The 20,263-nt window shown below is 68.1% G+C and carries 22 protein-coding genes; 7 read left to right on the forward strand and 15 right to left on the reverse strand.

Annotation, left to right across the window (positions count from 1 at the left end):
• Positions 1-11 precede the first annotated feature (11 nt).
• Complete coding sequence (locus ACGRVM_RS05945; RefSeq protein WP_377167625.1) at positions 12-584, forward strand: LOG family protein; 573 nt, start codon at positions 12-14, stop codon at positions 582-584.
• On the opposite strand, the gene rarD is transcribed toward ACGRVM_RS05945, so the two are convergent.
• The 8 genes from rarD to ACGRVM_RS05985 form a co-directional block, all read right to left on the reverse strand.
• Entirely contained in the window at positions 506-1,420 is a 915-nt protein-coding gene (gene rarD / locus ACGRVM_RS05950; RefSeq protein ID WP_377167622.1) for an EamA family transporter RarD, read from the reverse strand. The two genes, ACGRVM_RS05945 and rarD, sit on opposite strands and share 79 nt — an antisense overlap.
• 115 nt (positions 1,421-1,535) lie before the next feature.
• Positions 1,536-1,991 carry a baeRF12 domain-containing protein gene (locus tag ACGRVM_RS05955; protein ID WP_377167619.1) on the reverse strand — a complete coding sequence of 152 codons (456 nt, stop codon included), beginning with the start codon at positions 1,989-1,991 and terminating at the stop codon, positions 1,536-1,538.
• The gene (locus ACGRVM_RS05960; RefSeq protein ID WP_377167616.1) at positions 1,992-2,213 is read right to left on the reverse strand and encodes a hypothetical protein; all 222 of its coding nucleotides are present in this window, start codon (positions 2,211-2,213) and stop codon (positions 1,992-1,994) included.
• 152 nt (positions 2,214-2,365) lie between these two features.
• Positions 2,366-2,965: a superoxide dismutase gene (locus ACGRVM_RS05965; protein ID WP_377167613.1), complete on the reverse strand. Its 600-nt coding sequence runs from the start codon at positions 2,963-2,965 to the stop codon at positions 2,366-2,368.
• Positions 2,966-3,102: 137 nt separating this feature from the next.
• Positions 3,103-3,681 carry a sarcosine oxidase subunit gamma gene (locus ACGRVM_RS05970; protein WP_377167610.1) on the reverse strand — a complete coding sequence of 193 codons (579 nt, stop codon included), beginning with the start codon at positions 3,679-3,681 and terminating at the stop codon, positions 3,103-3,105.
• Positions 3,674-6,694 carry a sarcosine oxidase subunit alpha family protein gene (locus ACGRVM_RS05975; protein WP_377167607.1) on the reverse strand — a complete coding sequence of 1,007 codons (3,021 nt, stop codon included), beginning with the start codon at positions 6,692-6,694 and terminating at the stop codon, positions 3,674-3,676. Before ACGRVM_RS05975 ends, ACGRVM_RS05970 begins: the two co-directional genes overlap by 8 nt.
• A 58-nt stretch (positions 6,695-6,752) precedes the next feature.
• Entirely contained in the window at positions 6,753-7,082 is a 330-nt protein-coding gene (locus ACGRVM_RS05980; protein ID WP_377167604.1) for a sarcosine oxidase subunit delta, read from the reverse strand.
• A gap of 40 nt (positions 7,083-7,122) precedes the next feature.
• Positions 7,123-8,367, reverse strand: coding sequence for a sarcosine oxidase subunit beta family protein (locus ACGRVM_RS05985; protein WP_377167601.1), 1,245 nt, complete (start codon positions 8,365-8,367; stop codon positions 7,123-7,125).
• Positions 8,368-8,596: 229 nt separating this feature from the next.
• Between ACGRVM_RS05985 and ccmI the strand changes: the two genes are divergently transcribed.
• The 3 genes from ccmI to ACGRVM_RS06000 are packed head-to-tail and all read left to right on the forward strand — an operon-like array spanning position 8,597 to position 10,583.
• Positions 8,597-9,844, forward strand: a complete 1,248-nt coding sequence (gene ccmI / locus ACGRVM_RS05990) for a c-type cytochrome biogenesis protein CcmI (RefSeq protein WP_377167598.1) — start codon at positions 8,597-8,599, stop codon at positions 9,842-9,844.
• Complete coding sequence (ruvX, locus tag ACGRVM_RS05995) at positions 9,841-10,326, forward strand: Holliday junction resolvase RuvX (RefSeq protein ID WP_377167595.1); 486 nt, start codon at positions 9,841-9,843, stop codon at positions 10,324-10,326. Before ccmI ends, ruvX begins: the two co-directional genes overlap by 4 nt.
• The gene (locus ACGRVM_RS06000; protein WP_377167592.1) at positions 10,323-10,583 is read left to right on the forward strand and encodes a DUF1289 domain-containing protein; all 261 of its coding nucleotides are present in this window, start codon (positions 10,323-10,325) and stop codon (positions 10,581-10,583) included. The genes ruvX and ACGRVM_RS06000 overlap by 4 nt, the downstream gene beginning before the upstream one ends.
• A gap of 31 nt (positions 10,584-10,614) precedes the next feature.
• Here the strand turns inward: ACGRVM_RS06000 and ACGRVM_RS06005 are convergent, their stop codons facing one another.
• The 4 genes from ACGRVM_RS06005 to dusA form a co-directional block, all read right to left on the reverse strand.
• Entirely contained in the window at positions 10,615-11,010 is a 396-nt protein-coding gene (locus tag ACGRVM_RS06005; protein WP_377167589.1) for an MliC family protein, read from the reverse strand.
• Between the two features lie 103 nt (positions 11,011-11,113).
• Positions 11,114-11,914, reverse strand: a complete 801-nt coding sequence (locus ACGRVM_RS06010; RefSeq protein WP_377167586.1) for a phytanoyl-CoA dioxygenase family protein — start codon at positions 11,912-11,914, stop codon at positions 11,114-11,116.
• A complete protein-coding gene (locus tag ACGRVM_RS06015) occupies positions 11,908-12,732 on the reverse strand; it encodes a sulfite exporter TauE/SafE family protein (protein WP_377167583.1) in 825 nt (274 codons plus the stop codon). The genes ACGRVM_RS06010 and ACGRVM_RS06015 overlap by 7 nt, the downstream gene beginning before the upstream one ends.
• Positions 12,733-12,816: 84 nt before the next feature.
• Positions 12,817-13,860, reverse strand: a complete 1,044-nt coding sequence (gene dusA, locus ACGRVM_RS06020; protein WP_377167580.1) for a tRNA dihydrouridine(20/20a) synthase DusA — start codon at positions 13,858-13,860, stop codon at positions 12,817-12,819.
• 289 nt (positions 13,861-14,149) lie between these two features.
• Between dusA and ACGRVM_RS06025 the strand changes: the two genes are divergently transcribed.
• The 3 genes from ACGRVM_RS06025 (at position 14,150) to ACGRVM_RS06035 (ending at position 17,260) form a co-directional block, all read left to right on the forward strand.
• Positions 14,150-14,356 (forward strand): cold-shock protein, encoded by a 207-nt coding sequence (locus tag ACGRVM_RS06025; RefSeq protein ID WP_377167577.1) that lies wholly within the window; start codon positions 14,150-14,152, stop codon positions 14,354-14,356.
• 157 nt (positions 14,357-14,513) lie between these two features.
• Entirely contained in the window at positions 14,514-15,197 is a 684-nt protein-coding gene (locus tag ACGRVM_RS06030) for a hypothetical protein (RefSeq protein WP_377167574.1), read from the forward strand.
• A gap of 296 nt (positions 15,198-15,493) precedes the next feature.
• Entirely contained in the window at positions 15,494-17,260 is a 1,767-nt protein-coding gene (locus ACGRVM_RS06035) for a methyl-accepting chemotaxis protein (RefSeq protein WP_377167571.1), read from the forward strand.
• Positions 17,261-17,549: 289 nt separating this feature from the next.
• On the opposite strand, the gene ACGRVM_RS06040 is transcribed toward ACGRVM_RS06035, so the two are convergent.
• Genes ACGRVM_RS06040 through ACGRVM_RS06050 form a run of 3 tightly spaced genes read right to left on the reverse strand, consistent with a single transcriptional unit; the run spans position 17,550 to position 20,123 of the window.
• Positions 17,550-17,939, reverse strand: a complete 390-nt coding sequence (locus tag ACGRVM_RS06040; protein WP_377167568.1) for a DUF4149 domain-containing protein — start codon at positions 17,937-17,939, stop codon at positions 17,550-17,552.
• A gap of 31 nt (positions 17,940-17,970) precedes the next feature.
• Positions 17,971-18,909, reverse strand: coding sequence for an NAD(P)/FAD-dependent oxidoreductase (locus ACGRVM_RS06045; protein ID WP_377167565.1), 939 nt, complete (start codon positions 18,907-18,909; stop codon positions 17,971-17,973).
• Positions 18,906-20,123 (reverse strand): FAD-binding domain-containing protein, encoded by a 1,218-nt coding sequence (locus tag ACGRVM_RS06050; RefSeq protein WP_377167562.1) that lies wholly within the window; start codon positions 20,121-20,123, stop codon positions 18,906-18,908. Before ACGRVM_RS06050 ends, ACGRVM_RS06045 begins: the two co-directional genes overlap by 4 nt.
• Positions 20,124-20,263 lie beyond the last annotated feature (140 nt).

Consider the following 20,263-nt stretch of genomic DNA (forward strand, 5'->3'; position numbering starts at 1 on the left):
GATCGCTCGCCATGACCCGCCCGTCCATCTGTGTCTTTTGCGGCGCACGCGAGGGCGCGCGCCCGTCCTATGCCGCCGCGGCCGAGGCGATGGGCGCGGGCATCGCGGGCGAGGGATGGAGGCTCGTCTACGGCGCGGGGGATGTCGGGCTCATGGGGCGCTGCGCACGGGCGGCCGAGGGCGCGGGCGGCGCGCTTCTGGGCGTCATCCCGCAGCATCTGGTGGGCCGCGAGGCCGCGCCCGGTATGGCGGGCAGCCGCGTCGTGACCGAGACGATGCACGAGCGCAAGAAGGTGATGTTCATGAATTCCGATGCGATCGTGCTTCTGCCCGGCGGGGGCGGCTCGCTCGACGAGGTGTTCGAGGTGCTGACCTGGCGCCAGCTTGGCCTTCATGAAAAGCCCGTCGTGCTCGTCGATGTCGAAGGCTACTGGCGGCCGCTGGTGGCGCTTCTCGAGCATGTCGTGGCCGAAGGCTTCGCGGGCGCGGACCTTGCGGACGGCTATCAGGTCGTGCCCGATGTGCCCGCCGCCCTCGCCGCCTTGCGCAGCGCCCTGCCCCTGCGCAGCGACGAGGCGGTGTAGATCGCCAGCGCGGTCCAGATCAGCGCGAAAGCGATCGCATGCCATAGCGTGAAGAGCTCGCGGAAGACGAGCGTCGCCACCAGAAACTGCAGGGTCGGATTGAGATACTGAACGAGCCCGATCGTGGCGAGCGACACGCGCCGCGTGGCGTAGGAAAAGAGAATGAGCGGGATCGCCGTGATGACCCCCGCCACCATCAGCATGATCGTCGTCACCGCATCGGCCCCGAAATGCCCGGTGCCGCCCGAATGGATCACGACCAGCCACGCGAGCGCGAAGGGCGACAGGATCGCCACCTCGACCGTGACAGACACGACCGGACCGGTATCGAGGCTCTTCTTCACCACACCGTAGACCGCAAAGGAAAAGGCGAGAATGAGCGCCACCCATGGCGCCACCTGCAAGCCTGCCGACAGGATGATGACCGCGATGGCCGCGAGACCGACCGAGATCATCTGCGGCCGGTTCAGCTTTTCCTTGTAGAAGATCGCCCCGGCCAGAACGGCGGTGAGCGGAAAGATGTAATAGCCCATCGAGGCTTCAGTCGCGTGGCCGAAATGAATCGAGCTGATGAAGACGAACCAGTTGAGCGAGATCATCAGCGTCGCGGTCAGCACGATCGCGAATTTGCGCGGGGTGTCGATGGTCCGAGGCACGGCGCGCAACCGGCCTTGGATGCCCAGAACCACGAGAAAGAAGACGAAGCCCCAGAGCGTGCGGTGGCACAGCACCTCTAGCGGCGGCACATGATCGAGCGCCTTGTAATAGATGCCGGAGAGGCCCCAGACCGAACATGCGGCGATCATGGCAAGAACGCCCTTGGTCTCGTCCCGCATGAACCCCGTCTCCCTGCCCGCGCCGTCCGGTCGTCCTTAGCCCCCGGCATGCAGGTTGGAAAGAGGCCACACGAAATAAGCCCGGACGCCTCACGGGGCGTCCGGGCATCAAGGATCAGCTTTCGGCCAGTTCCTTGCGCAGCATCGTCTCGACCTTGTCGAGCGGATGGTTCGTCAGATCCTTGTCGATCTCGGCGATCACCTTCTGCGTGACTTCCTGGTGAAGCTCGTCGCGGAGCGCGCCGAGCGTCTTCGCGGCGGCCACGATCACCAGCCGCTCGAACCGCCCCTTGTGCGCCATCTTGTAGAGGCGGTCCGCGAGGTCCGAAGCGAAGCGTTCCTTGGCGAGCTCGTGCCAGTCGGTATCGTCGAAGGCCGAGCGATGCCCCACGCCGTCATCCTTCATGCGGCCGGGCCGGTTGGCGGATTGGTCGATATCCTTGGGATTGTCCTGCTCGTCGATGCGCACGACATTGAGATCGGGCGCCTCCGCATCGCCGTCATTGCGCAGGAAAAGGGCCTTTTCGCCGTCGCAGATCAGGACCCATGTGCCGGTCTTGAGTTCGGTCATCTACACGTCCTCCTCGGGCGCATGGCCCGTCTCGCGCTTGTCCTGCCCGGTGACGCGGGTGGCGCCGGCGGGCTTCTCCTGGGCGCGCTTCTCCTCGTCACGGGTGGCGACGCGGCGCTCCAGATCGCCGCTCGCACGGCCCTTCTGATCGATATCGGCAGCCTCGCCGATGATCTCCTTGGTCTCGCGGTGCCCATCCTTGGAGCGGTGACGCTCGGCCATGATGTCCTCCTTTTCGCGTTGAAATCTGGGGAGAAAACGGCGGCCCGTGCGGCTGGGTTCCGGCGGCCCGGAAAATCGGCGCAATTCGGCACGAAAAAGCCCCCGGCGGGCGATCCGCCGGGGGCTGCTGAACGGCAAAACTGGCGCGGCGCTTACATGCGGCTCGCGACATTCTCCCAATTGACCAGCTTGTTCAGGAAGTTGTCGAGATAGGCGGGGCGCTTGTTGCGGAAGTCGATGTAGTAGGAATGCTCCCACACGTCGCAGCCCAGAAGCGCGGTCTGGCCGAAGCAGACGGGGTTCACACCGTTCTCGGTCTTGGTGACCTTGAGGCCGCCATCCGTGTCCTTGACGAGCCACGCCCAGCCCGAACCGAACTGGCCGGCACCGGCGGCGGCGAATTCCTTCTTGAAATCGTCGACGCTGCCGAAGCTGTCCTTGAGCGCGCTCTCGAGCTCGGAGGGCATCTTGCTCTCGCCGGGGCTCATCATTTCCCAGAACTGGTTGTGGTTCCACAGCTGGCTGATGTTGTTGAAGATGCCGGACTGCGCCACGGCGTTCTTGTCGTAGGTGCCCTTTATGATCTCCTCGAGGGTCTTGCCCTCCCACTCGGTGCCCGAGATCGCCTTGTTGCCGTTGTCGACATAGGCCTTGTGGTGGATATCGTGGTGATATTCCAGCGTCTCGCGGCTCATGCCGTTATCGGCCAGCGCGTCGTGGGAATAGGGAAGGTCGGGAAGTTGGAACGTCATGGGTCGGCCCCCTTGCAAGTGGAAAATCAATGTCAGCTACATGGTAGCCTCGGGGGGAGAACGTCAAGGGCGCGCGGGCGGTTCCGGGCGCTCAGCCCCGGCCCGGCGCGCAGCGCGCGGGGCCGGGGCGGGATCGCTCAGCGGGCGATGTAGCGCACTTCGCTGCCGGGCGCAGATGCACCTTTCAGCACGTCGAACACATATTGCGCGACCGAGCGGAAGCAGATCACGCGGCCCTCTCCGGGCGCCGCGATCCACATCGCGGCGGGCACCTGCGCCATGCGCGAGCGGCGGAAGCGGCCCGGCGCGAACGCGTCCGGCGCAAGGTCCACCGGCATCAGCTTGGCCAATGCCTCGCGCACCAGCGAATCCTCGCCGGTGATGGCGAAGAGGCAGCGCGCATCAGAGACGTCGACCGCCAGATGATGGTCCTTGCCCATCGCCTTCCCGATCCCGGCGAGCGTGTCCGCGACCTCGGCATAGGGCACGAGGATCAGCACCTCGTCGGGCGACATCCACGCGGCGCCGCCCTTGTCGCTCAGCGCGATATGGCCCTGGGTGGGCATGTCGCCGCCGGTCGCGGATTTGACCGCCTTCTTCAGCTTGGCCGCGCCGAGATCCCCGCGCAGGGTGATCATGCCTTGAAGGCCCATGTCGCGGACCGAGACGAAGCCCTCTGCGCTTGCGCCGTTCAAGGCGCTGACTGTTTTAGACATTCTGCTTCTCCCCTTCGCGGTCAAAGAAGACCGGATCGACGATCTTGGCCCGCATCACCGTTCCGTCGACGCGCGGGAATTCGAGCACTTCGCCCATCCGGTCCGGCCCGTTCAGCACGAGGCCCATGGCGATGCCCCGGTCGAGCGTGGGCGAGTGATAGGTCGAGGTGACCCGCCCTTGCGTCTCGCGCTGGCCGTTGGCGTTGGTGCCTTCGGCGGTCGCATAGGCACCGTCGGGCAGAACCTTTCCGTCCACCGTCTCGAGCCCGACGAGCTTCCAGCGTTTGGGATCGGTCATGTGGCTGCGCGCTTGCGCCCGCTTGCCCAGATAGTCGTCCTTCTTCTTGGAGATCGCCCAGTCGAGGCCGAGGTCCTGCGGGATGACGGTGCCGTCGGTTTCGTCCCCGATCATGATGAAGCCCTTCTCGGCGCGCATGATATGCAGCGCCTCGGTGCCGTAGGGCGTGATGTTCGCGGGTTGCCCCGCCGCAAGCAGCGCATCCCAGAGCGCGCGGCCCTCGGATGCCTTGACGGCGATCTCGTAGCTCAGCTCGCCCGAGAAGGAGATGCGATAGGCCCGCGCCGCGATCCCCGCCAGCGTGATGTCGGCCCACGCCATGAAGGGCAGCGCCTCGGCGCCGATATCGTCGGCGGTCAGCTTGGCGAGGGTTTCGCGCGCCTTGGGGCCGACGACGGCGATCTGGGCGTATTGCTCGGTCAGGTTGGCGACATAGACGTTCCAGTCCCACCATTCGGTCTGGAGCCATTCCTCCATATGCCCGTGGATCGCTTCGGCGCCGCCGGTGGTCGTGTGGCACAGGAACGTGTCCTCGTCGATGCGCGCCACGACGCCGTCATCCATGAGAAAGCCGTTCTCGTTGCACATCAGGCCATAGCGGCAGCGGCCCGGTTTCAGCGTGCTCATCATGTTCGTGTAGAGCATGTCGAGGAACTTGCCCGCATCGGGGCCTTTCACCAAGAGCTTGCCCAGCGTCGAGGCATCCAGCATGCCGAGGCTGGCGCGCGTCGCCTTGACCTCGCGGCTCACCGCCTCCTCGATGCTCTCGCCCGGTTTCTGGTAGGTATAGGGGCGGCGCCACTGGCCGACCGGCTCGAAATAGGCGCCATTTTCCACATGCCAGTCATAAAGCGGCGTGCGGCGAATGGGCTGGAACCGCTCGTCGCGCGCCTCGCCCGCGATGGAGGCCATCGAGATGGGCGTGTAGGGCGGGCGGAAGGTCGTCGTGCCCGTGGTCGGGATGGGCTGGCCCAGCGCGTCCGACAGGATGGCCAGACCGTTGATATTGCTCAGCTTGCCCTGATCGGTCGCCATGCCGAGCGTCGTGTAGCGCTTGGCATGCTCCACGCTCTCGAAGCCTTCCTGCGCGGCGAGCTGCACGTCCGACACCTTGACGTCGTTCTGATAGTCGAGCCATGCCTTCTGGCGCTTCTTGATCCCGGCGCCCTGCGGCATCATCCAGACGGGGGCCATCGGCGCCTCGTCCTCGGACTCGGCGCTCGGCGCCGCGAAGGCGGCGCCCTTCGCCTTGTGGCCCGCCGCAGCAGCGGCCTTGGCGCCCGCCTCGGCCGCGTCGCCCACGATCCCCGCCAGACCCAAATGGCCGTTGGCCGCGCCCGCGGGCACGACGAACGCCTCGCCCTTCGCGCCGGTGGGTGCCTTCTCGGGATCGGGGCGGAAGGCGGCCTGCGCCTCGTCCCAGATCAGCTTGCCGCCGCAATGGGACCAAAGGTGGACCACCGGCGACCAGCCGCCCGACATGGCGACCGCGTCGCAGGCGATCTCTTCCAGCTCGGCGCCCTCGCCGGCCTGCGAGCAGATGCCGACACCTGTCACGCGCTTGCCGCCCTTGACCGATGCGATGGCGTGGCCCAGCAGCACGCGGATGCCCATGGATTTCGCGCGCGCCATGAGATCGCTGTCCTGCCCCAGCACGCGCGCATCGAGGATCACCGGCACGTCGAGGCCGTGTTCCTTGAGCGTAATCGCGGTGCGATAGGCATCGTCGTTGTTTGTCACGACCACGGTGCGATCGCCGACCGAGACGCCGTAATCGACCACGTAGTCGCGCACCGCCGAGGCCAGCATGACGCCGGGAATGTCGTTGCCCGCAAAGCTCAGCGGGCGTTCGATCGCACCCGTCGCGGTGACGATTTGCGCGGCGCGGATGCGCCAGAGGCGGTGGCGCGGACCGGCCGCCTTGGGATCGTGATCGGTGACGCGCTCGTAGCCCAGCGCATAGCCATGGTCATAGACGCCCGCCCCCATCGTGCGGTTGCGCAAGGTGACGTTGTCCATCGCAGAAAGCTCGGCAACGAGTCTGTCGATGTATTCGGCCACCGGCTTGCCATCCACGGTGCCGCCATCGACCGGCGCACGCCCGCCCCAATGGGCCGTCTGCTCGAGCACCAGAACCTTGGCGCCCGTCGCCGCCGCCGCGCGCGCGGCCAGAAGGCCCGCGATGCCGCCGCCGATGACCAGCACATCGCAGAAGGCGTAGAAATGCTCGTAGGTGTCGTTGTCGCGCTCGCCGGGCGCCGCGCCGAGACCCGCGGATTTGCGGATGATCGGCTCGTAGATATGCTTCCAGAAGGGGCGCGGATGGATGAACATCTTGTAGTAGAAGCCCGCAGGCAGGAAGCGCGCCAGCTTGGAGTTGATCGCGCCGATATCGAAATCGAGGCTCGGCCAGTGATTCTGGGAGGTCGCGGTCAGCCCATCGAAAAGCTCGGTCGTGGTCACGCGCTGGTTCGGCTCGAAGCGCGCGCCCTCGCCCATGCCGACAAGGCCGTTCGGCTCTTCGGCGCCGGACGCCACGACGCCGCGCGGGCGGTGGTACTTGAACGAGCGCCCGATCAGCATCTGGTCGTTGGCCAGAAGCGCCGAGGCGAGCGTGTCACCGGCAAAGCCCTTGAGCCGCTTGCCGTTGAAGGTGAAATCCATGCGGCGGCCCTTGTCGAGAAGGCGGCCGCCATTTGCCAGACGTGTGCTCATGCCCGTGCCTCCGCGCGTGTCGCTGCCGTGGAGCGAGTGTCTTCGATAAGGTGAAAGTTCATGCGAATTCCCTCCAGGACCAGCCGGGCCGCTTGGCGGTGATCGCGTCCTTGATCTCCTGCGGCGGCTCGCTCGTCTGGGCCGAATAGGTGCCGTAGACCTCGAGCGTCACGGTATCGCGCGCCGCGTGAAACCACTTGCCGCAGCCGTTGTTGTGCCGCCAGCGCTCGAGATGGACGCCCTTGGGGTTCACCTTGGAGAAGAGGTAGTCGTGAAACTCCTCATCGCTGGAACCGGGGCCGAAGCGCTTGAGATGCGCCTCGCCGCCGCCGTGAAATTCGGTTTCCTCGCCGGTCACGCCGCAGTAGGGGCAGGTCAGGATCAGCATGTCATGTCTCCGGAAATTGAATGAAGCAGCGGGCAGGCCATCAATGCGCCACCCCGGCCGCGACGCTCTCGTCGATGAAGCGGCCCTCGTGGAAGCGGTTCAATCCGAACGCATCCGTCAGCGGCGAGTGGCCCTTGGCCATCAGCTCGGCAAAGCCCCAGCCCGAGCCGGGGATCGCCTTGAAGCCGCCGGTGCCCCAGCCGCAATTGACGAAAATGCCGTCCACCGGCGTCTTGGAAAGGATCGGCGAGCGGTCGCCGGTCACGTCCACGATACCGCCCCATTGGCGCAGCATCTTGAGCCGCGCGATCATCGGGAAGGTCTCGACGAGGGCGCGCACCGTCTCTTCGATATGATGGAAGGCGCCGCGCTGGGTGTAATTGTTATAGCCGTCAGTGCCGCCGCCGATCACCATCTCGCCCTTGTCGGACTGGCTCATGTAGCCATGAACCGTGTTGGCCATGACGACCACGTCCATGCAGGGCTTGATCGGCTCGGAGACGAGCGCCTGAAGCGCGACGCTCTCGATCGGCAGGCGGAAGCCGGCCATGTCGGCCAGGTGTCCCGAATGGCCCGCGACCACGAGGCCGAGCTTGTCGCAGCCGATGGCGCCGCGCGTCGTCTCGACGCCCGTGACCTTGCCGTTCTCTTGCCGGATGCCCGTGACTTCGCACTTCTGGATGATGTGCATGCCCATGTCCGAGCAGGCGCGCGCATAGCCCCAGGCGACCGCGTCGTGCCGCGCCGTGCCTGCGCGGGCCTGCCAGAGCGCGCCCAGAACCGGGTAGCGCGGGCCGTCGATATTGATGATCGGCACCAGTTCCTTGACGCGCTTGGGGCCGATGAATTCCGTCTTGACCCCTTGCAGCGCGTTGGCGTGCGCCGTGCGCTCGTAGCCGCGCACCTCGTGCTGCGTCTGGGCGAGCATCATGCAGCCGCGCGGGCTGAACATCACGTTGTAGTTCAGATCCTGGCTCATCGTCTCGTAGAGCGAGCGGGATTTCTCGTAGATCGCCGCCGAGGGATCCTGCAGATAGTTCGAGCGGATAATGGTCGTGTTGCGGCCCGTGTTCCCGCCCCCGAGCCAGCCTTTTTCCAGAACCGCCACATTGGTGATGCCGAAATTCTTGCCGAGGTAATAGGCCGTGGCCAGCCCGTGCCCGCCCGCGCCGACGATGATGACATCGTATTTCTTCTTCGGCTCGGGCGAGGCCCAGGCGCGCTCCCATCCTGTGTGGTTGCGAAGCGCCTCGCGGGCGACGGCAAAGGCTGAGTAGCGTTTCATGCGCGGTCTCACTCTGGTGATGGATTCGCGGGGATCTCGCGGGATGGGGCAGGATATGCCCCGCCCGCGCGGGTTTCAACATACACGGTGCGGCGCCCGCAGTTCGGTTTGCGACAATGGGGCCGAGCGCGGCGCGATGCGACCAAACGCGCCCTGCCCCGCGCCCATCGCCCCTTTCGCCGGGCGCGCGGCGAGGCTATGTGACGGGGGACTACCGAGGAGAGCCGCCATGACGTTCTGGATCGTCGCCATCGCCCTCGCGCTGGGCACAAGCGGGCTGATCGCGGCCGCGCTTCTGCGGGGACGCGCCAGCGCGGCGCCGCCTGCCGCTTACGATCTCGAGATCTACCGCGTGCAGCTTGCGGGCGTCGACAAGGATCTGGCGCGCGGCGTCATCACCGAGGCCGAGGCCGGCCGTCTGCGCGCCGAGGTCTCGCGCCGCATCCTCGCCGCCGACGCGCAGATCCGCGCCCATGGCGCCGATGGCGGCCAGCCGCGCGGCGCGGGGCGCATCATGGCCGGCATCCTCGTTCTGGTGGTGAGCGGCGGCACTCTTCTGGGCTATCAGCAGCTCGGCGCGCCGGGCTACCGCGATCTGCCGCGCAGCGAGCGTCTGGCCGCTTCGGACGCCGCCCGCGCCGCCCGCCTCAGCCAGGCCGAGGCGGTGGAAGAATTCGGGCGGCCCGAGCAGGAAGTGACCCCGCCCGAGGATTTCGCGCAGCTCATGACGCAGCTTCGCGCGGCGGTGGAGAAGCGCCCGGGCGATGTGCGCGGTCTCGCGCTTCTGGCGCGCAACGAGGCGAGCCTCGGCAGGACCGCCGCCGCGCGCGACGCGCAGGAGCGGCTGATCGCGGCCAAGGGCGAGGACGCAAGCGCCGCCGATCACGCCTTTCTCGCCGATCTGATGATCACGCAGGCGGGCGGCTATGTTTCGGCAGAGGCAGAACAAAGCCTGCGCGCCGCGCTCGCGCTCGACCCCGGTCAACCGGAGGCGCGCTATTACCTCGGCGTCTATTTCACGCAGGTGGATCGGCCCGATGCCGCCTTCCGCACCTGGGAGGCGCTTCTCGCGGACAGCGCGCCCGACGCGCCCTGGGTCGCGCCACTGCGCGCGCGGATCGAGGATGCGGCGGGGCGCGCCGGGATCAACTACACCCTGCCCGATGCGCGCCCCGCCGGACCGACCGCCGAGGATATGGAAGCCGCCGCGCAGATGAGCGACGAGGACCGCCAGACCTTCATCCGCGGCATGGTCGACAATCTTCTGGGTCGGCTCTCCGAAGAGGGTGGCCCGCCCGAGGATTGGGCGCGGCTCATCGTGGCGCTGGGCGTTCTGGGCGAGACAGAGCGCGCCGAGGCGATCCTGAGCGAAGCGCGCAGCACCTTCGCCGAGCGTCCCGAGGCGCAGGCGATGCTCGACACCGCCGCCGAGCGCGCGGGCATCGGCCCGAGGCCCGTGGGCGGTCAGTCCGAATGATCCACGACGAGATCACCGATTTCGCCGCCGCACTGCCCCCGATGCGCGGGCTGATGGGGCTCGATCTGGGCGAGAAGACGATCGGCGTCGCGGTCTCGGACGCGCTCTGGTCGGTGGCGAGCCCGCTCGAGACGGTGCGGCGGCGCAAGTTCGGCCTCGACGCCGCGCGGCTGGTCGAGCTCATCGCGGCGCGCGGCATCGGCGGTCTGGTGCTGGGCCTGCCGCGCAACATGGACGGAACCGAGGGGCCGCGCTGCCAATCGACCCGCGCCTTCGCGCGCAATCTCGCGAAACTGCCCGCGCTCGAGGCACTCCCGATCGGCTTCTGGGACGAGCGTTTGTCCACCGTGGCCGCCGAAAGAGCGCTTCTTGAGGCGGATACGTCACGCAAACGTCGCGCAGAGGTGATCGACCACGTCGCGGCCTCCTATATCCTGCAAGGAGTTTTGGACCGGCTGGGGCATTTGAGGGCAGCACGATGATGGACGGAACCGATCCCGCGGGAACGCCGCCGGTCTGGACGCGCGCCGAGATCGACTCGCCGTGCATCCGCGTCTGCGTGGTGCATCCCGAGGCGCGCATCTGCACGGGCTGCCTGCGCAGCATCGACGAGATCACGCGCTGGTCCAAGATGACGAACGACGAGCGCGCCGGCATCATGGCCGAGTTGCCGGGCCGCGCCGGCCTTCTGCGCAAGCGCCGGGGCGGCCGCGCCGCCCGGCTGGGGCGCGACGTCTAGACTGCGCGGCGCTCGGGCGCGCCCGCCGCGCTCACTCGGCCCCGGACGTGCAGCTCACCGGCTGGGCATCGCCTGTCTCGTCGGTCAGCTCGGCGCCGTCGCCCTTGCTCCACCAGACATTCGCGCCTGAGACGTAGCGCGCGCCCGACCCCGAGACGACGCCCGCGAAGACCACCGTCTCGCCCTTGAGCGGGATCAGCGCCAAGGCATTCCGCCCCGCATTGACGTATTGCACCTTGAGTTTCGTGCCGTCGTCGCAGGTATAGGCGACGGAGTTCACCTCGCCATCGGGGCCAAGCTCGAGCGGCAGCATGAGGCCGGTCTGCGCGGATGCGGCGGCGCCCGCGAATGTCAGGGCCGCGCCCAAGGCGATACGAGGCGCGATATGGCGGGCGATGCGGGCGGCGGGCTGCTTGAAAGTCGTCAAAACCATCATCCTGATCTGATTGCACTGCCGCAAATCTAGGCAGAGCGCGCGGCGGGGGCAAGCGATGCCGCGCAGGCCGACATGCGCGGCGGCGGCGCTGCGCCTAGGGTGCCTTCAGCCAGGAGGCGTCCACGCCGGGAAATTCCGGGCGGAAATAGGCGATCATGCGGCCCTCGGGCGGCGCGTCCGCACCCTCCTGCCAAGGCGCCACGCCGTGCAGCGCGAGGCGGTGCACCAGCGTCGCCTCGCCGGGGCGCGCCGGAAGCGCGACGCGCGGGCAGGTCTCGAACACCGCGCGGCGCGCGGCCTTGTAGCAATCCGTCAGGTCCACCTCGCCCCAGTCCTCGGGCGCGATCCCCGCGAGCGCCTCGGTGAAGGCCGCGCGCATGACCTCGTGACTGCCCTCCCAGACCGTCAGCGGGCTGGCCTCCGGATCCGCCTCGGTCAGCGGCAGGCCGAGGATATAGGCGTGACGCTCCTTCAGCATCCGCGCGCGCGACGGGCCGACCGGCAAAAGCCCGTCCACATGGGCCGCATCGCGGCGCAGCCTGTAGCCGAAGGCGGCTTCGTCCTCGTCCTTGCGGGGGCGCGGATAGCCGGGCCACGTGACCGACACCTGACCGGCGTGCAGCGGCAACTCGCCATAGAGCGCACGGGCCAGATCGTAGCCCGGCCCGGTGAGCGGACCGGAGCCTTGGACCGCCCCGCGCGCATCGTTGGGCAGCGTGTCCACCCCGACGAACCATGTGCCCTCGCATTGAAGCCACTCCGCGCGATGCGCAGGCTCGGCCATGCGCGCCAGCGCCGCCGCCTTCGCGGCCTCGGCCCAGCGCGCGAGACCCGCATCCACCTCGAACCGGGCCCAGCCCTTTGTGGCCAGAGAACTGCGCGCCTCGCTCACCATCCCACCGCCTTGCGCAGCATGTTGAGCGCGATCAGGGTGAGGAAGACGCCGAAGACCCGCTTGAGCGGCTTCGGGTCCATCGCATGGGCGAGCGCCGCGCCCAGCGGCGCGGTCACCAGCGTCATGGCGATCACGATCAGGAAGGCCGGCCCGTTGACGGCGCCCAGCGTGAAGGGCGGACGCCCCTCGGGCGCGATATCGACCATCAGAAAGCCGATGACGGACGGCACCGCGATGGCTGCGCCGAAGCCCGCGGCTGTGGCGACGGCGCGGTGGATCGGCACTGCGTGAAGGCTCATCAGCGGCACGCCGAAGCTGCCCCCGCCGATCCCCATCAGCACCGACAGGAACCCGACGACCGGCGACATGACCGCGCGCAGGATCCCGCCCGGCATGGCTGCGCCCAGCCGCCAATGCGCGCGCCCGAAGGTCATGTAGATGCCGACGACGAAAGCGAGACCGCCGAAGATGCCCTGAAGCGTGCTCGAGCGCAGACCGGCCGCAACGATCACGCCGAGAACCGCACCGATGCCGATCCCCGGCGCCCAGGTGCGCAGGATCTCCCAATCGACCGCGCCTTTTCGGTGATGCGCGAGAACCGAACGCAGTGACGTTACGATGATGGTCGCAAGCGAGGTCGCGAGGCACACTTGCATCAGCTGCGGGCCGCCATAGCCGAGCACCGTGAAGGCATAGAAGAAGGCCGGAACGAGAATGATGCCGCCCCCGACCCCCAGAAGCCCCGCGAGCACACCGGCGAAGGCGCCGATGACCAGCAGCAGCGCCGTCATGGCCAGCAGGAGGGTGAGGTCGGGCATGACGGGCTCCTTCGCGGCGCGCAGGATGAGATCGCCGCGCCGAGGCTCAAGGGCACCCGGTCACGGCTGAATGCGCGCTGAGCGTTAGACCGGGTTTGGCGCGGGTGCGCAATCGCTTTCAGCCGCCGCGCCCGCCGCGACGACCTCCGCAAGCGCCGCCTCGATCAGCTCCGGCCCCGCGCCGGGCAGATGCGCGCCCTCCGAGAGCGTCCGCCGCCAGACGCGCGCGCCGGGCCGGCCCGCGAAAAGGCCGAGCATGTGCCGCGTCACCTGCCCGAGCCGCCCGTCCGCCGCCAGATGCGTCTCGGCATAGTCCATCATGGCGCGGGCCGCCGCCTCGGGCGTGCTGTCCGGCCCGTCCTCGCCATAGACCAGCCGGTCGGCCCGGCAGAGGATCTCCGCGGGCGCGTGATAGGCCGCGCGGCCGATCATCACCCCGTCCATGCCCTTGGCAAGATGCGCGAGCGCGGCATCGAGACTGCCGACGCCGCCATTGACCGAAAGGTGCAGCGCGGGAAACCGAGCCTTCATCTCATGCACCAGCGCGTAATCGAGCGGCGGGATATCGCGGTTTTCCTTGGGGCTCAGCCCCTCGAGCCAGGCCATGCGCGCATGGATCGCAAGGCGGGTCACGCCCGCTTCGGCCACGCGCGCGATGAAATCGGGCAAAACGGCGCGCGGGTCCTGATCGTCCACGCCGATGCGGCATTTGACTGTCACCGGCAGGGACGTGGCGCCGCGCATCGCCGCGCAGCATTCGGCCACCAGCGCGGGCGATTTCATCAGAACCGCACCGAACGTGCCCGACTGCACCCGGTCGCTGGGACAGCCAACATTGAGGTTGATCTCGTCATACCCCGCCTCGGCGCCCAGTTGTGCCGCGTCTGCCAGCTCCGCCGGATCCGAGCCGCCGAGCTGAAGAGCCACCGGATGCTCGCCCTCGCCATGCTCCAGCAGATGCACCGCCCCGCCCCGCACCAGCGCGGGCGCGGTCACCATCTCGGTGTAGAGCAGCACCCGCCGGCTCAGCAGACGGTGCAGATGCCGGCAGTGACGGTCGGTCCAGTCCATCATCGGGGCGACCGAAAGGCGCGCGGCGGCGTCGATGCTGGAGGTGTCATATCGCATAGGCGGGGTCTCGGTCCGAAGCTGTGGCGGCGGGCGCAGGCGCGGGATAGGCCTGCGGAAACGGCAGGTAGCATGATCGGCGCGAGCGCACAAATCGCGCGGGACAGGCGCCATATCTGCCCGTCCGAGGCACAAGCCTTGTAACTCGGGGCGCGAGGCCCCATATCAATCTGGCTACTGACCTCCATTCGATACTCTGTTTTCCGTCACCGGCTCACAGCGCTCGACACTGTCGTGAGAAGCCGGGCTGCCGCATGTCGTGGGCAGCGACCATACAAGGAAGACACACATGGCCAATGGCACCGTGAAATGGTTCAACGCAACCAAGGGTTTCGGCTTCATCGCACCCGAGTCGGGCGGCAAGGACGTGTTCTTGCACATCTCCGCCCTCGAGCGCGCCGGCATGACCAGCGTCGCTGACGATCAGAAGGTCACCTTCGACGTCGAAGCGGGCCGCGATGGCCGCGAGAGCGCGACGAATATCGCCCTCGCCTGATCTGACTTCGGCGGGCGTCCTTCGGGGCGCCCGTTCCCGTTTCGGGGCACGGCACCGCGCCGCGCCCCTCGCTCGCGCCAGACGGCGCACCCCTGCCCGCCACCGACCGGATCGCGGGCCTTGCCGGGGCCATCCGATCCTTCACGGAGATACCCCGATGACACCCTCCATCCCCGCCTTCCCGCTCGAGACCAAGCGCTCGGCGTTCAAGGACGCCGCACCCAAAAAGAAGCCTGGCACCGAGCCGCGCGCGCCCCGCGCGCAGATCACCCGCGGCGAGCACGGGCGCTACCAGATCAAATCGGGCCTCATGCAGGGCAGCTATGTGGCCCGCGCCTTTCCCAAGGCGCCTTCGAGCGCGCGCGGCGTCATCGCCGAGGCCAGCGGCGCCACCGAGGAAGCGGCCATCGCCGCGCTTCACGAGGCCATCGACGCGCGCGAGAGCGAACGCGCGGGCGCGCGCCGCGTGGATGCGCCCACGGGCATCGCCATCCCTAGCGCCGAGGAATTCGCCGAGGCGCTCAGCCAAATCGGCCTGACCGCCCCGCAGCGCGCGATGCTGACGGCGCTGATGCTTGCGGGCACCGAAGGCCTGACCGAAGCCCGCATGGCGCGGGCGAGCGGCTACAAGTCCCACGCCTCGGCGCGCCGCTCGCTGGCGAGCGCGGGCGCGGCCATGGCGGCCTATCTCGCGTCGGGCGCGGATTCCCTCGGCACGCTCACCGGCGCCGACGGGGCCAAGCTGGTCGCGGTGCATGGCGCGGCGCCCGAGGAGGGCGCTGAGGCCGGAAACTGGATCCTCCATGCCGAGCTGCGCGACGCGGTCCGCGCCGCGCTCTGATTTTTCGAGCTTTCCGGCGGCCCGCCTCGCGGGCCGCCCGTGCTGCCATCGCAGCGGGCCCCGCGCATCTCTTAATTGCGCCCCATTCCAGACAGTTACGAAAATTGTTCGACGCGAGCTGTATGCGGCACGCCCCTTGCAACCATTGCGCTATTAATACGCATTGAGCGAAGCGGGCAGCAAACGAGTGCGCTCTGCCATCGGCCGCCTGCAAATCTTCATTTCATCAATGTCTTTCCGACGAAGCGAGGATCCATGTCGACACCCTGAACCATAGAAAGATCGAAGAGCAGACTATGACCAAGACACCCGAAAAAGCCACCGCAACCAGCCCGACCTGGCAGCCGAAAGACGGCCTCTCCGCCCTGGCGGGCCTGTCGAACCCTATCATGATCGCGGATGCGGACATGATCATCCGGTTCGTCAATGAGGCCGCGTTCCAGATGTTCAGGCTGATCGAGGCGGATATCCGCAAGGACCTGCCCCATTTCCGGGCGGACGAGGTTCTGGACAAAACGATCGATTTTTTCCACAAGAAACCGGCGTTTCAGCACGGATTGATGGACAATCTCAAGCGGCCGCATGACGGCAAGTTCCAGATCGGCGGGAAGAGCCTCGCCTTTCGGATGACCCCCCAGCTCGGCGACGCGCGCGAGATCACCGCCTATGTCGTGGAATGGCAGGATCGCACGGCGATCGTCGAAGGCAAGCGCCAGATCGAGGCGCTGATCGACGGCGTGGGCACGATGGCGACGCTGCACGACGAGGGCATGATCCACACGCGCGTGCCACTTGAATCGCTCGAGGACGAGTATCGCGACGTGGCCGAACGCGTGAACGTGATGGTCGAGGGGCACATCAACACCAAGCGCGTGGTCATCGACTGCATGCAGGCCTTCGCGGATGGCAATTTCGATCACGAGGTGCAGCAGTTCTCGGGCGATCGCGGCTTCATCAACGAGGCCATCGAGAATGCGCGCGGCGCCTTCAAGGACACGATCTCCGAGATCGAGGAGATCGCCCGCAACCTCGCGCGTGGCAAGCTGGACCGAAAGGTGGATACCTCGCGCTTCAAGGGCGCCTACCGCGTCATCGTCGACGCGCTTCTTGCGGCCATGAAGGAGCTCAATCTCACCGTGACCGACCTGCGCGAGCAGGTCGAGCAGGTCTCGAGCACGATCACGCAGATCAACGCCTCGGCGCAAGCGCTCTCGATGGCGTCGCAGGCGCAATCCTCGGCGGTGGACGAGATTTCCGCGACGATCGAGGAGACCGACCAGATGGTGAAGGCGACGACGCGTCAGACCGAGGACATGCGCGCCGTGGTGCGCACCACTTCGACCTACACCTCCGAGGGCATCGGCACGGTCGAGGACATGGTCGCCGCGATGGACGCGATCAAGACGTCCTCCGAAGCGATCGCCAAGATCATCAAGACCATCGACGACATCGCCTTCCAGACCAATCTTCTGGCGCTGAACGCCGCCGTCGAGGCCGCCCGCGCGGGCGAGCACGGGCGCGGCTTCGCCGTGGTGGCCCAGGAGGTGCGCAACCTCGCCGGACGCTCGGCCAAGGCCGCCAAGGAGACGTCGGAGCTGATCGAGACCGCCGCCGAGAATGTCAGCCGGGGCGTCGAGGCCAGCGCCGCGTCCGACTCCTCCTTCCGCAAGATCCACAAGGAGATGGAAAGCGTCACCGCAAGCGTCGACGTGATCTCGGATGCCAGCCAGGAGCAATCGAAGGGCGTCGAGCAGATCAGCGCCTCGGCGAGCGATCTGTCGCGCACCGGGCTCGAAGTGTCCTCGCAAGCCGAGGAGCTGGCCGCCGCCTCGACTCAGATCGAGGCCTCGACGCGCCAGATGAACGAGATGATCTCGAAATTCGAGCTCGCGCCGGTCCGCCGGGGCAGCTCTGCGGGGTCGATCGATCTCTCGGCCCTGCCCGAAGAGCTGCTTTCGCAGCTCGCAGCCTTCATGCCCGACGCGGCCCCGGCAAAGATGAACGGCACAGCCAAAAAGGCCAACGGGATCGACCAGGATCCGCGCGGCTACAGCACGTTCTGAGCATGACCCCGCGCCGCCCGGCTCGGGCGGCGCGGGCAAGGTTGCAAAAAGCCCCCGGCGAGATGCGCCGGGGGCTTTTTCATTGAAAGGCTCGAAATCGGGCGGCGTCAGGCCGCAAGCTGCTCGCGCGCCTCCCGCACCGTCAGAAGCGGCAGCGCTGGCGGGTAGCTTTTGGGATCGAGGCCATGTTGGGTCAGCGCATCTAGGATGGCCGCGCGCGCATCGGGCGAGACGGTCCTGAGCGCCTGCAGTCCCGGCAGAAAGCTTTCCGCGAATACCCGAAGCGCCGTCAGACGAAGCGAATCAGCACCGCCGCGGCGAGCGCGATATGCGCCAGCGTCAGGGCGACCGACAGTGCGTGCAGCACCTTGAAACGCCCCGTCGCGCCGGTATCGGTGGCGCGGTTGATGGCGGGCATGAGGATCTGCCGGGCGGGCACCGTGCTGAGCGCGACACCGGCCATGAGCGCCGCCGAGAGCCTGTCGACGGGAACGAGAACGAGGGCCGCGAGAGCCGCCACGCCGATCACGAAGAGGTAGAAATGCGGGAAGGCGCGGCGCAGTGTCCGGCCCGCCAGCTCCGAGGGCAGCGCGGAAAAGACGAAGGCCGCGAAGCCGAAGGAGTAAAGCACCATGCCCCCGAAGAGGAGCGCGGTCAGAAGAAGCGCGGCGATCGTCATGGGGCCACTCCCTCAAGCATTGCGCGCCCGCTCACGCGAGCCGCTCCAGCAGATCCTCGGCGATGGCGCGCCCGCTCTGCCATGCCGCCTCGACGCGCGCGCCGAGGCACCAATCGCCGCCGAGATAGAGCGAGGTGTCCTCGGCCCGCAGGAAGGGCGCCCCGAGCGGCTCCGTGACCCGCGCATAGCGCCAGCGATGCGCCGCCGCATGCACGACGGCGCCGCGCGACGTGCCAAGCGCCTCGAGCAAGAGGGGCAGCATCTCTTGGGCGATCGCGTCTTTCTCGAGCTCCAGATGCGCCGCGCTATAGGCCGGGCTGGCCTGCGCGACCCAGGCCTCCGCCACGGCCTCGGGTCGGCGCGGCTTGCTTGCACCGCGCGCGATGGAGGCGAGCGGCGCACCCTCCTCGCCGCGAAGGTGGTCGAAGGGCGCGGGGCCGGTGATCCCCGCCATCAATGTGAGGCAGGGCGCGAAGCGCACCTGCGCGAGTTCGGCCACCAGAGGATGCGCGGCACCGATGAGCCCGGCCACCTGCGGCGCGGGCACGGTCAGCACGACATGGCGCGCCGCGTGGTCGATCCCGTCCCCGCGCAGGCGCCAGCCACCGCCCTCCCGCGTGACCGAAGCGATCTGCGCGCCCTGACGCACATCGCGGCCGGCGCCGAGCGCCTTGGGGATGGCGGACATGCCCGGCACGCCCACGATATGCCCGCGCCCCGTGCCGTCCTGCCAGGGCTGCGCCGCGCCCTCCCGGCCGAGCCGGTCCAGCATCCGCCCGAAGGAGCCGCCCTCGGCGGTCACGAATTGCGCGCCATGATCGAAATGCAGATCGCCAGCCCGGCGCGTGGCGATGCGCCCGCCGATCCCGCGCCCCTTGTCGAAGATCGTCGCGGCATGGCCCGCGTCGGAAAGACGCTCCGCACAGGCGAGGCCCGCCATGCCCGCGCCGATGATCACGATGCCGCTCATGCCGGCACCACGTCGCCGAGGATGCGGGGGATCTGCTTCTTGACCTTGAAAAAGCCCGCCGTCGCATGCGGCCAGATTGCCTCGTCCCAGTCGCGGCGCAGCTCGCAGAGCGCGATGCCCTCGGCCTCGAGATAGGGCGCGACCTCGGTCAGCCAGTCATGCAGCGGCCCACGCGTGATGAAGGGCGTCACGATCTGCGCGGCGCCCGTTCCCGCCGCCCATCTGGCCAGCGCATCGGGGTGGCGCGCCTCGAGCCGCGTCGGCGCATATCCCGCGCGGGCGGCGGCATCCTCGAGCGCGCCCGCCTCGAACCCGGCGACCGCTTTGGCCACGGGGAGGGGCGAGCGCAGATGACTGCCCGCGAGGGTCGCCGCGCCGATGATGTCGAAGCGGCCAAGCTCATGCGCCTCGAGGCTGCAATCCTCGTCGGTGATGAGAAGAAGGCTCGGACGGCCCGGCTCGGGCGCGCGCGGGCTGCGCACCGGCTGAACGGGCGGCAATCCCTCGGGCTCCTGCGCCTCCAGCCCGTCGGTGACCTCGGCCAGATCGCCGCGCCGGGGGGTGAAGCGCCCGCCGGTGAAGGTGGCGATGTTGTCGGCGCGGGCGGCATAGGGCTTGCCGCGCGTGTGCAGCCCCGCGACCCAGCGCCAGCCCAGCGTGTTCGACGCCGCGTCGCCGTCGAGCAGATGCCGATAGAAGAAATCCGCGCCGAGCCGCCAGGGCAATTCGAGCGTGAAGATCCAGATCGAGGCGAACCACATGCGGGCGTGATTGTGCAGATACCCCGTCTCGACCAGCTCCCGCGCCCAGGCGTCGAAACAATCGAGCCCGATCTGCCCGGCCTCGGCGCGCTCGACCTCGCGGCGCAGGCGGCGGTCCTTGTCGAGCGCCGCCAGATCCTCGGCGAGACCGCGGGTGTAGGCGTGCCAGACGCTCGGGCGCCGCTCCAGCCAGCCCTTGAAATAGCCGCGCCATACGATTTCCTGAATGAATTTCTCGGCATTCTCCGGCCCATGCGCCTCAAGCGCGGCGGCGGCCAGTTCGGCCTCGGTCACGAGGCGGCGGCGCAGATAGGGCGAGAGTTGCGACACGGCCTTGTGCTGCCCCGGCCCGCGATCGTAATTGCGCCCGTTCGCATAGCGCCGGCCCATGGCGGGCACGAAGGCGTGCATCGCCTCGAGCCCCGCCGCGCGTGTCGGTGTCAGTCCTGTCATTACGCCCTTCCCCTTCCCGCGCCGCTAAGGATGGGCCGATGCGCGCAGGGATCAATGGCGCGGAGCGCTGAAATTCCGGGTCAACGCCCGGTGGCGCCCATCGCCTTGCCGTGCGCAGCCGCGTTTTGGCCCGCGACCCG

This window comes from Roseovarius aquimarinus, assembly GCF_043661195.1.
GTDB lineage: Bacteria > Pseudomonadota > Alphaproteobacteria > Rhodobacterales > Rhodobacteraceae > Roseovarius > Roseovarius aquimarinus.

Excerpts from the sequence above, each read along its gene's own strand:
- ACGRVM_RS06040 (WP_377167568.1), bottom strand. The coding sequence starts at position 17,939 with ATGACGATCGCCGCGCTTCTTCTGACCGCGCTCCTCTTCGGGGGCATG.
- ACGRVM_RS06015 (WP_377167583.1), bottom strand. The coding sequence starts at position 12,732 with ATGCCCGACCTCACCCTCCTGCTGGCCATGACGGCGCTGCTGCTGGTC.
- ACGRVM_RS05985 (WP_377167601.1), bottom strand. The coding sequence starts at position 8,367 with ATGAAACGCTACTCAGCCTTTGCCGTCGCCCGCGAGGCGCTTCGCAAC.
- ACGRVM_RS06010 (WP_377167586.1), bottom strand. The coding sequence starts at position 11,914 with ATGGTGAGCGAGGCGCGCAGTTCTCTGGCCACAAAGGGCTGGGCCCGG.
- rarD (WP_377167622.1), bottom strand. The coding sequence starts at position 1,420 with ATGCGGGACGAGACCAAGGGCGTTCTTGCCATGATCGCCGCATGTTCG.
- ACGRVM_RS06035 (WP_377167571.1), top strand. The coding sequence starts at position 15,494 with ATGACCAAGACACCCGAAAAAGCCACCGCAACCAGCCCGACCTGGCAG.
- ACGRVM_RS05965 (WP_377167613.1), bottom strand. The coding sequence starts at position 2,965 with ATGACGTTCCAACTTCCCGACCTTCCCTATTCCCACGACGCGCTGGCC.
- ACGRVM_RS05975 (WP_377167607.1), bottom strand. The coding sequence starts at position 6,694 with ATGAGCACACGTCTGGCAAATGGCGGCCGCCTTCTCGACAAGGGCCGC.
- ACGRVM_RS06025 (WP_377167577.1), top strand. The coding sequence starts at position 14,150 with ATGGCCAATGGCACCGTGAAATGGTTCAACGCAACCAAGGGTTTCGGC.
- ACGRVM_RS05980 (WP_377167604.1), bottom strand. The coding sequence starts at position 7,082 with ATGCTGATCCTGACCTGCCCCTACTGCGGCGTGACCGGCGAGGAAACC.
- ACGRVM_RS06045 (WP_377167565.1), bottom strand. The coding sequence starts at position 18,909 with ATGAGCGGCATCGTGATCATCGGCGCGGGCATGGCGGGCCTCGCCTGT.
- ACGRVM_RS06000 (WP_377167592.1), top strand. The coding sequence starts at position 10,323 with ATGATGGACGGAACCGATCCCGCGGGAACGCCGCCGGTCTGGACGCGC.
- ccmI (WP_377167598.1), top strand. The coding sequence starts at position 8,597 with ATGACGTTCTGGATCGTCGCCATCGCCCTCGCGCTGGGCACAAGCGGG.
- ACGRVM_RS05945 (WP_377167625.1), top strand. The coding sequence starts at position 12 with ATGACCCGCCCGTCCATCTGTGTCTTTTGCGGCGCACGCGAGGGCGCG.
- ruvX (WP_377167595.1), top strand. The coding sequence starts at position 9,841 with ATGATCCACGACGAGATCACCGATTTCGCCGCCGCACTGCCCCCGATG.
- ACGRVM_RS05970 (WP_377167610.1), bottom strand. The coding sequence starts at position 3,681 with ATGTCTAAAACAGTCAGCGCCTTGAACGGCGCAAGCGCAGAGGGCTTC.
- ACGRVM_RS06030 (WP_377167574.1), top strand. The coding sequence starts at position 14,514 with ATGACACCCTCCATCCCCGCCTTCCCGCTCGAGACCAAGCGCTCGGCG.
- dusA (WP_377167580.1), bottom strand. The coding sequence starts at position 13,860 with ATGCGATATGACACCTCCAGCATCGACGCCGCCGCGCGCCTTTCGGTC.
- ACGRVM_RS05955 (WP_377167619.1), bottom strand. The coding sequence starts at position 1,991 with ATGACCGAACTCAAGACCGGCACATGGGTCCTGATCTGCGACGGCGAA.
- ACGRVM_RS06050 (WP_377167562.1), bottom strand. The coding sequence starts at position 20,123 with ATGACAGGACTGACACCGACACGCGCGGCGGGGCTCGAGGCGATGCAC.
- ACGRVM_RS05960 (WP_377167616.1), bottom strand. The coding sequence starts at position 2,213 with ATGGCCGAGCGTCACCGCTCCAAGGATGGGCACCGCGAGACCAAGGAG.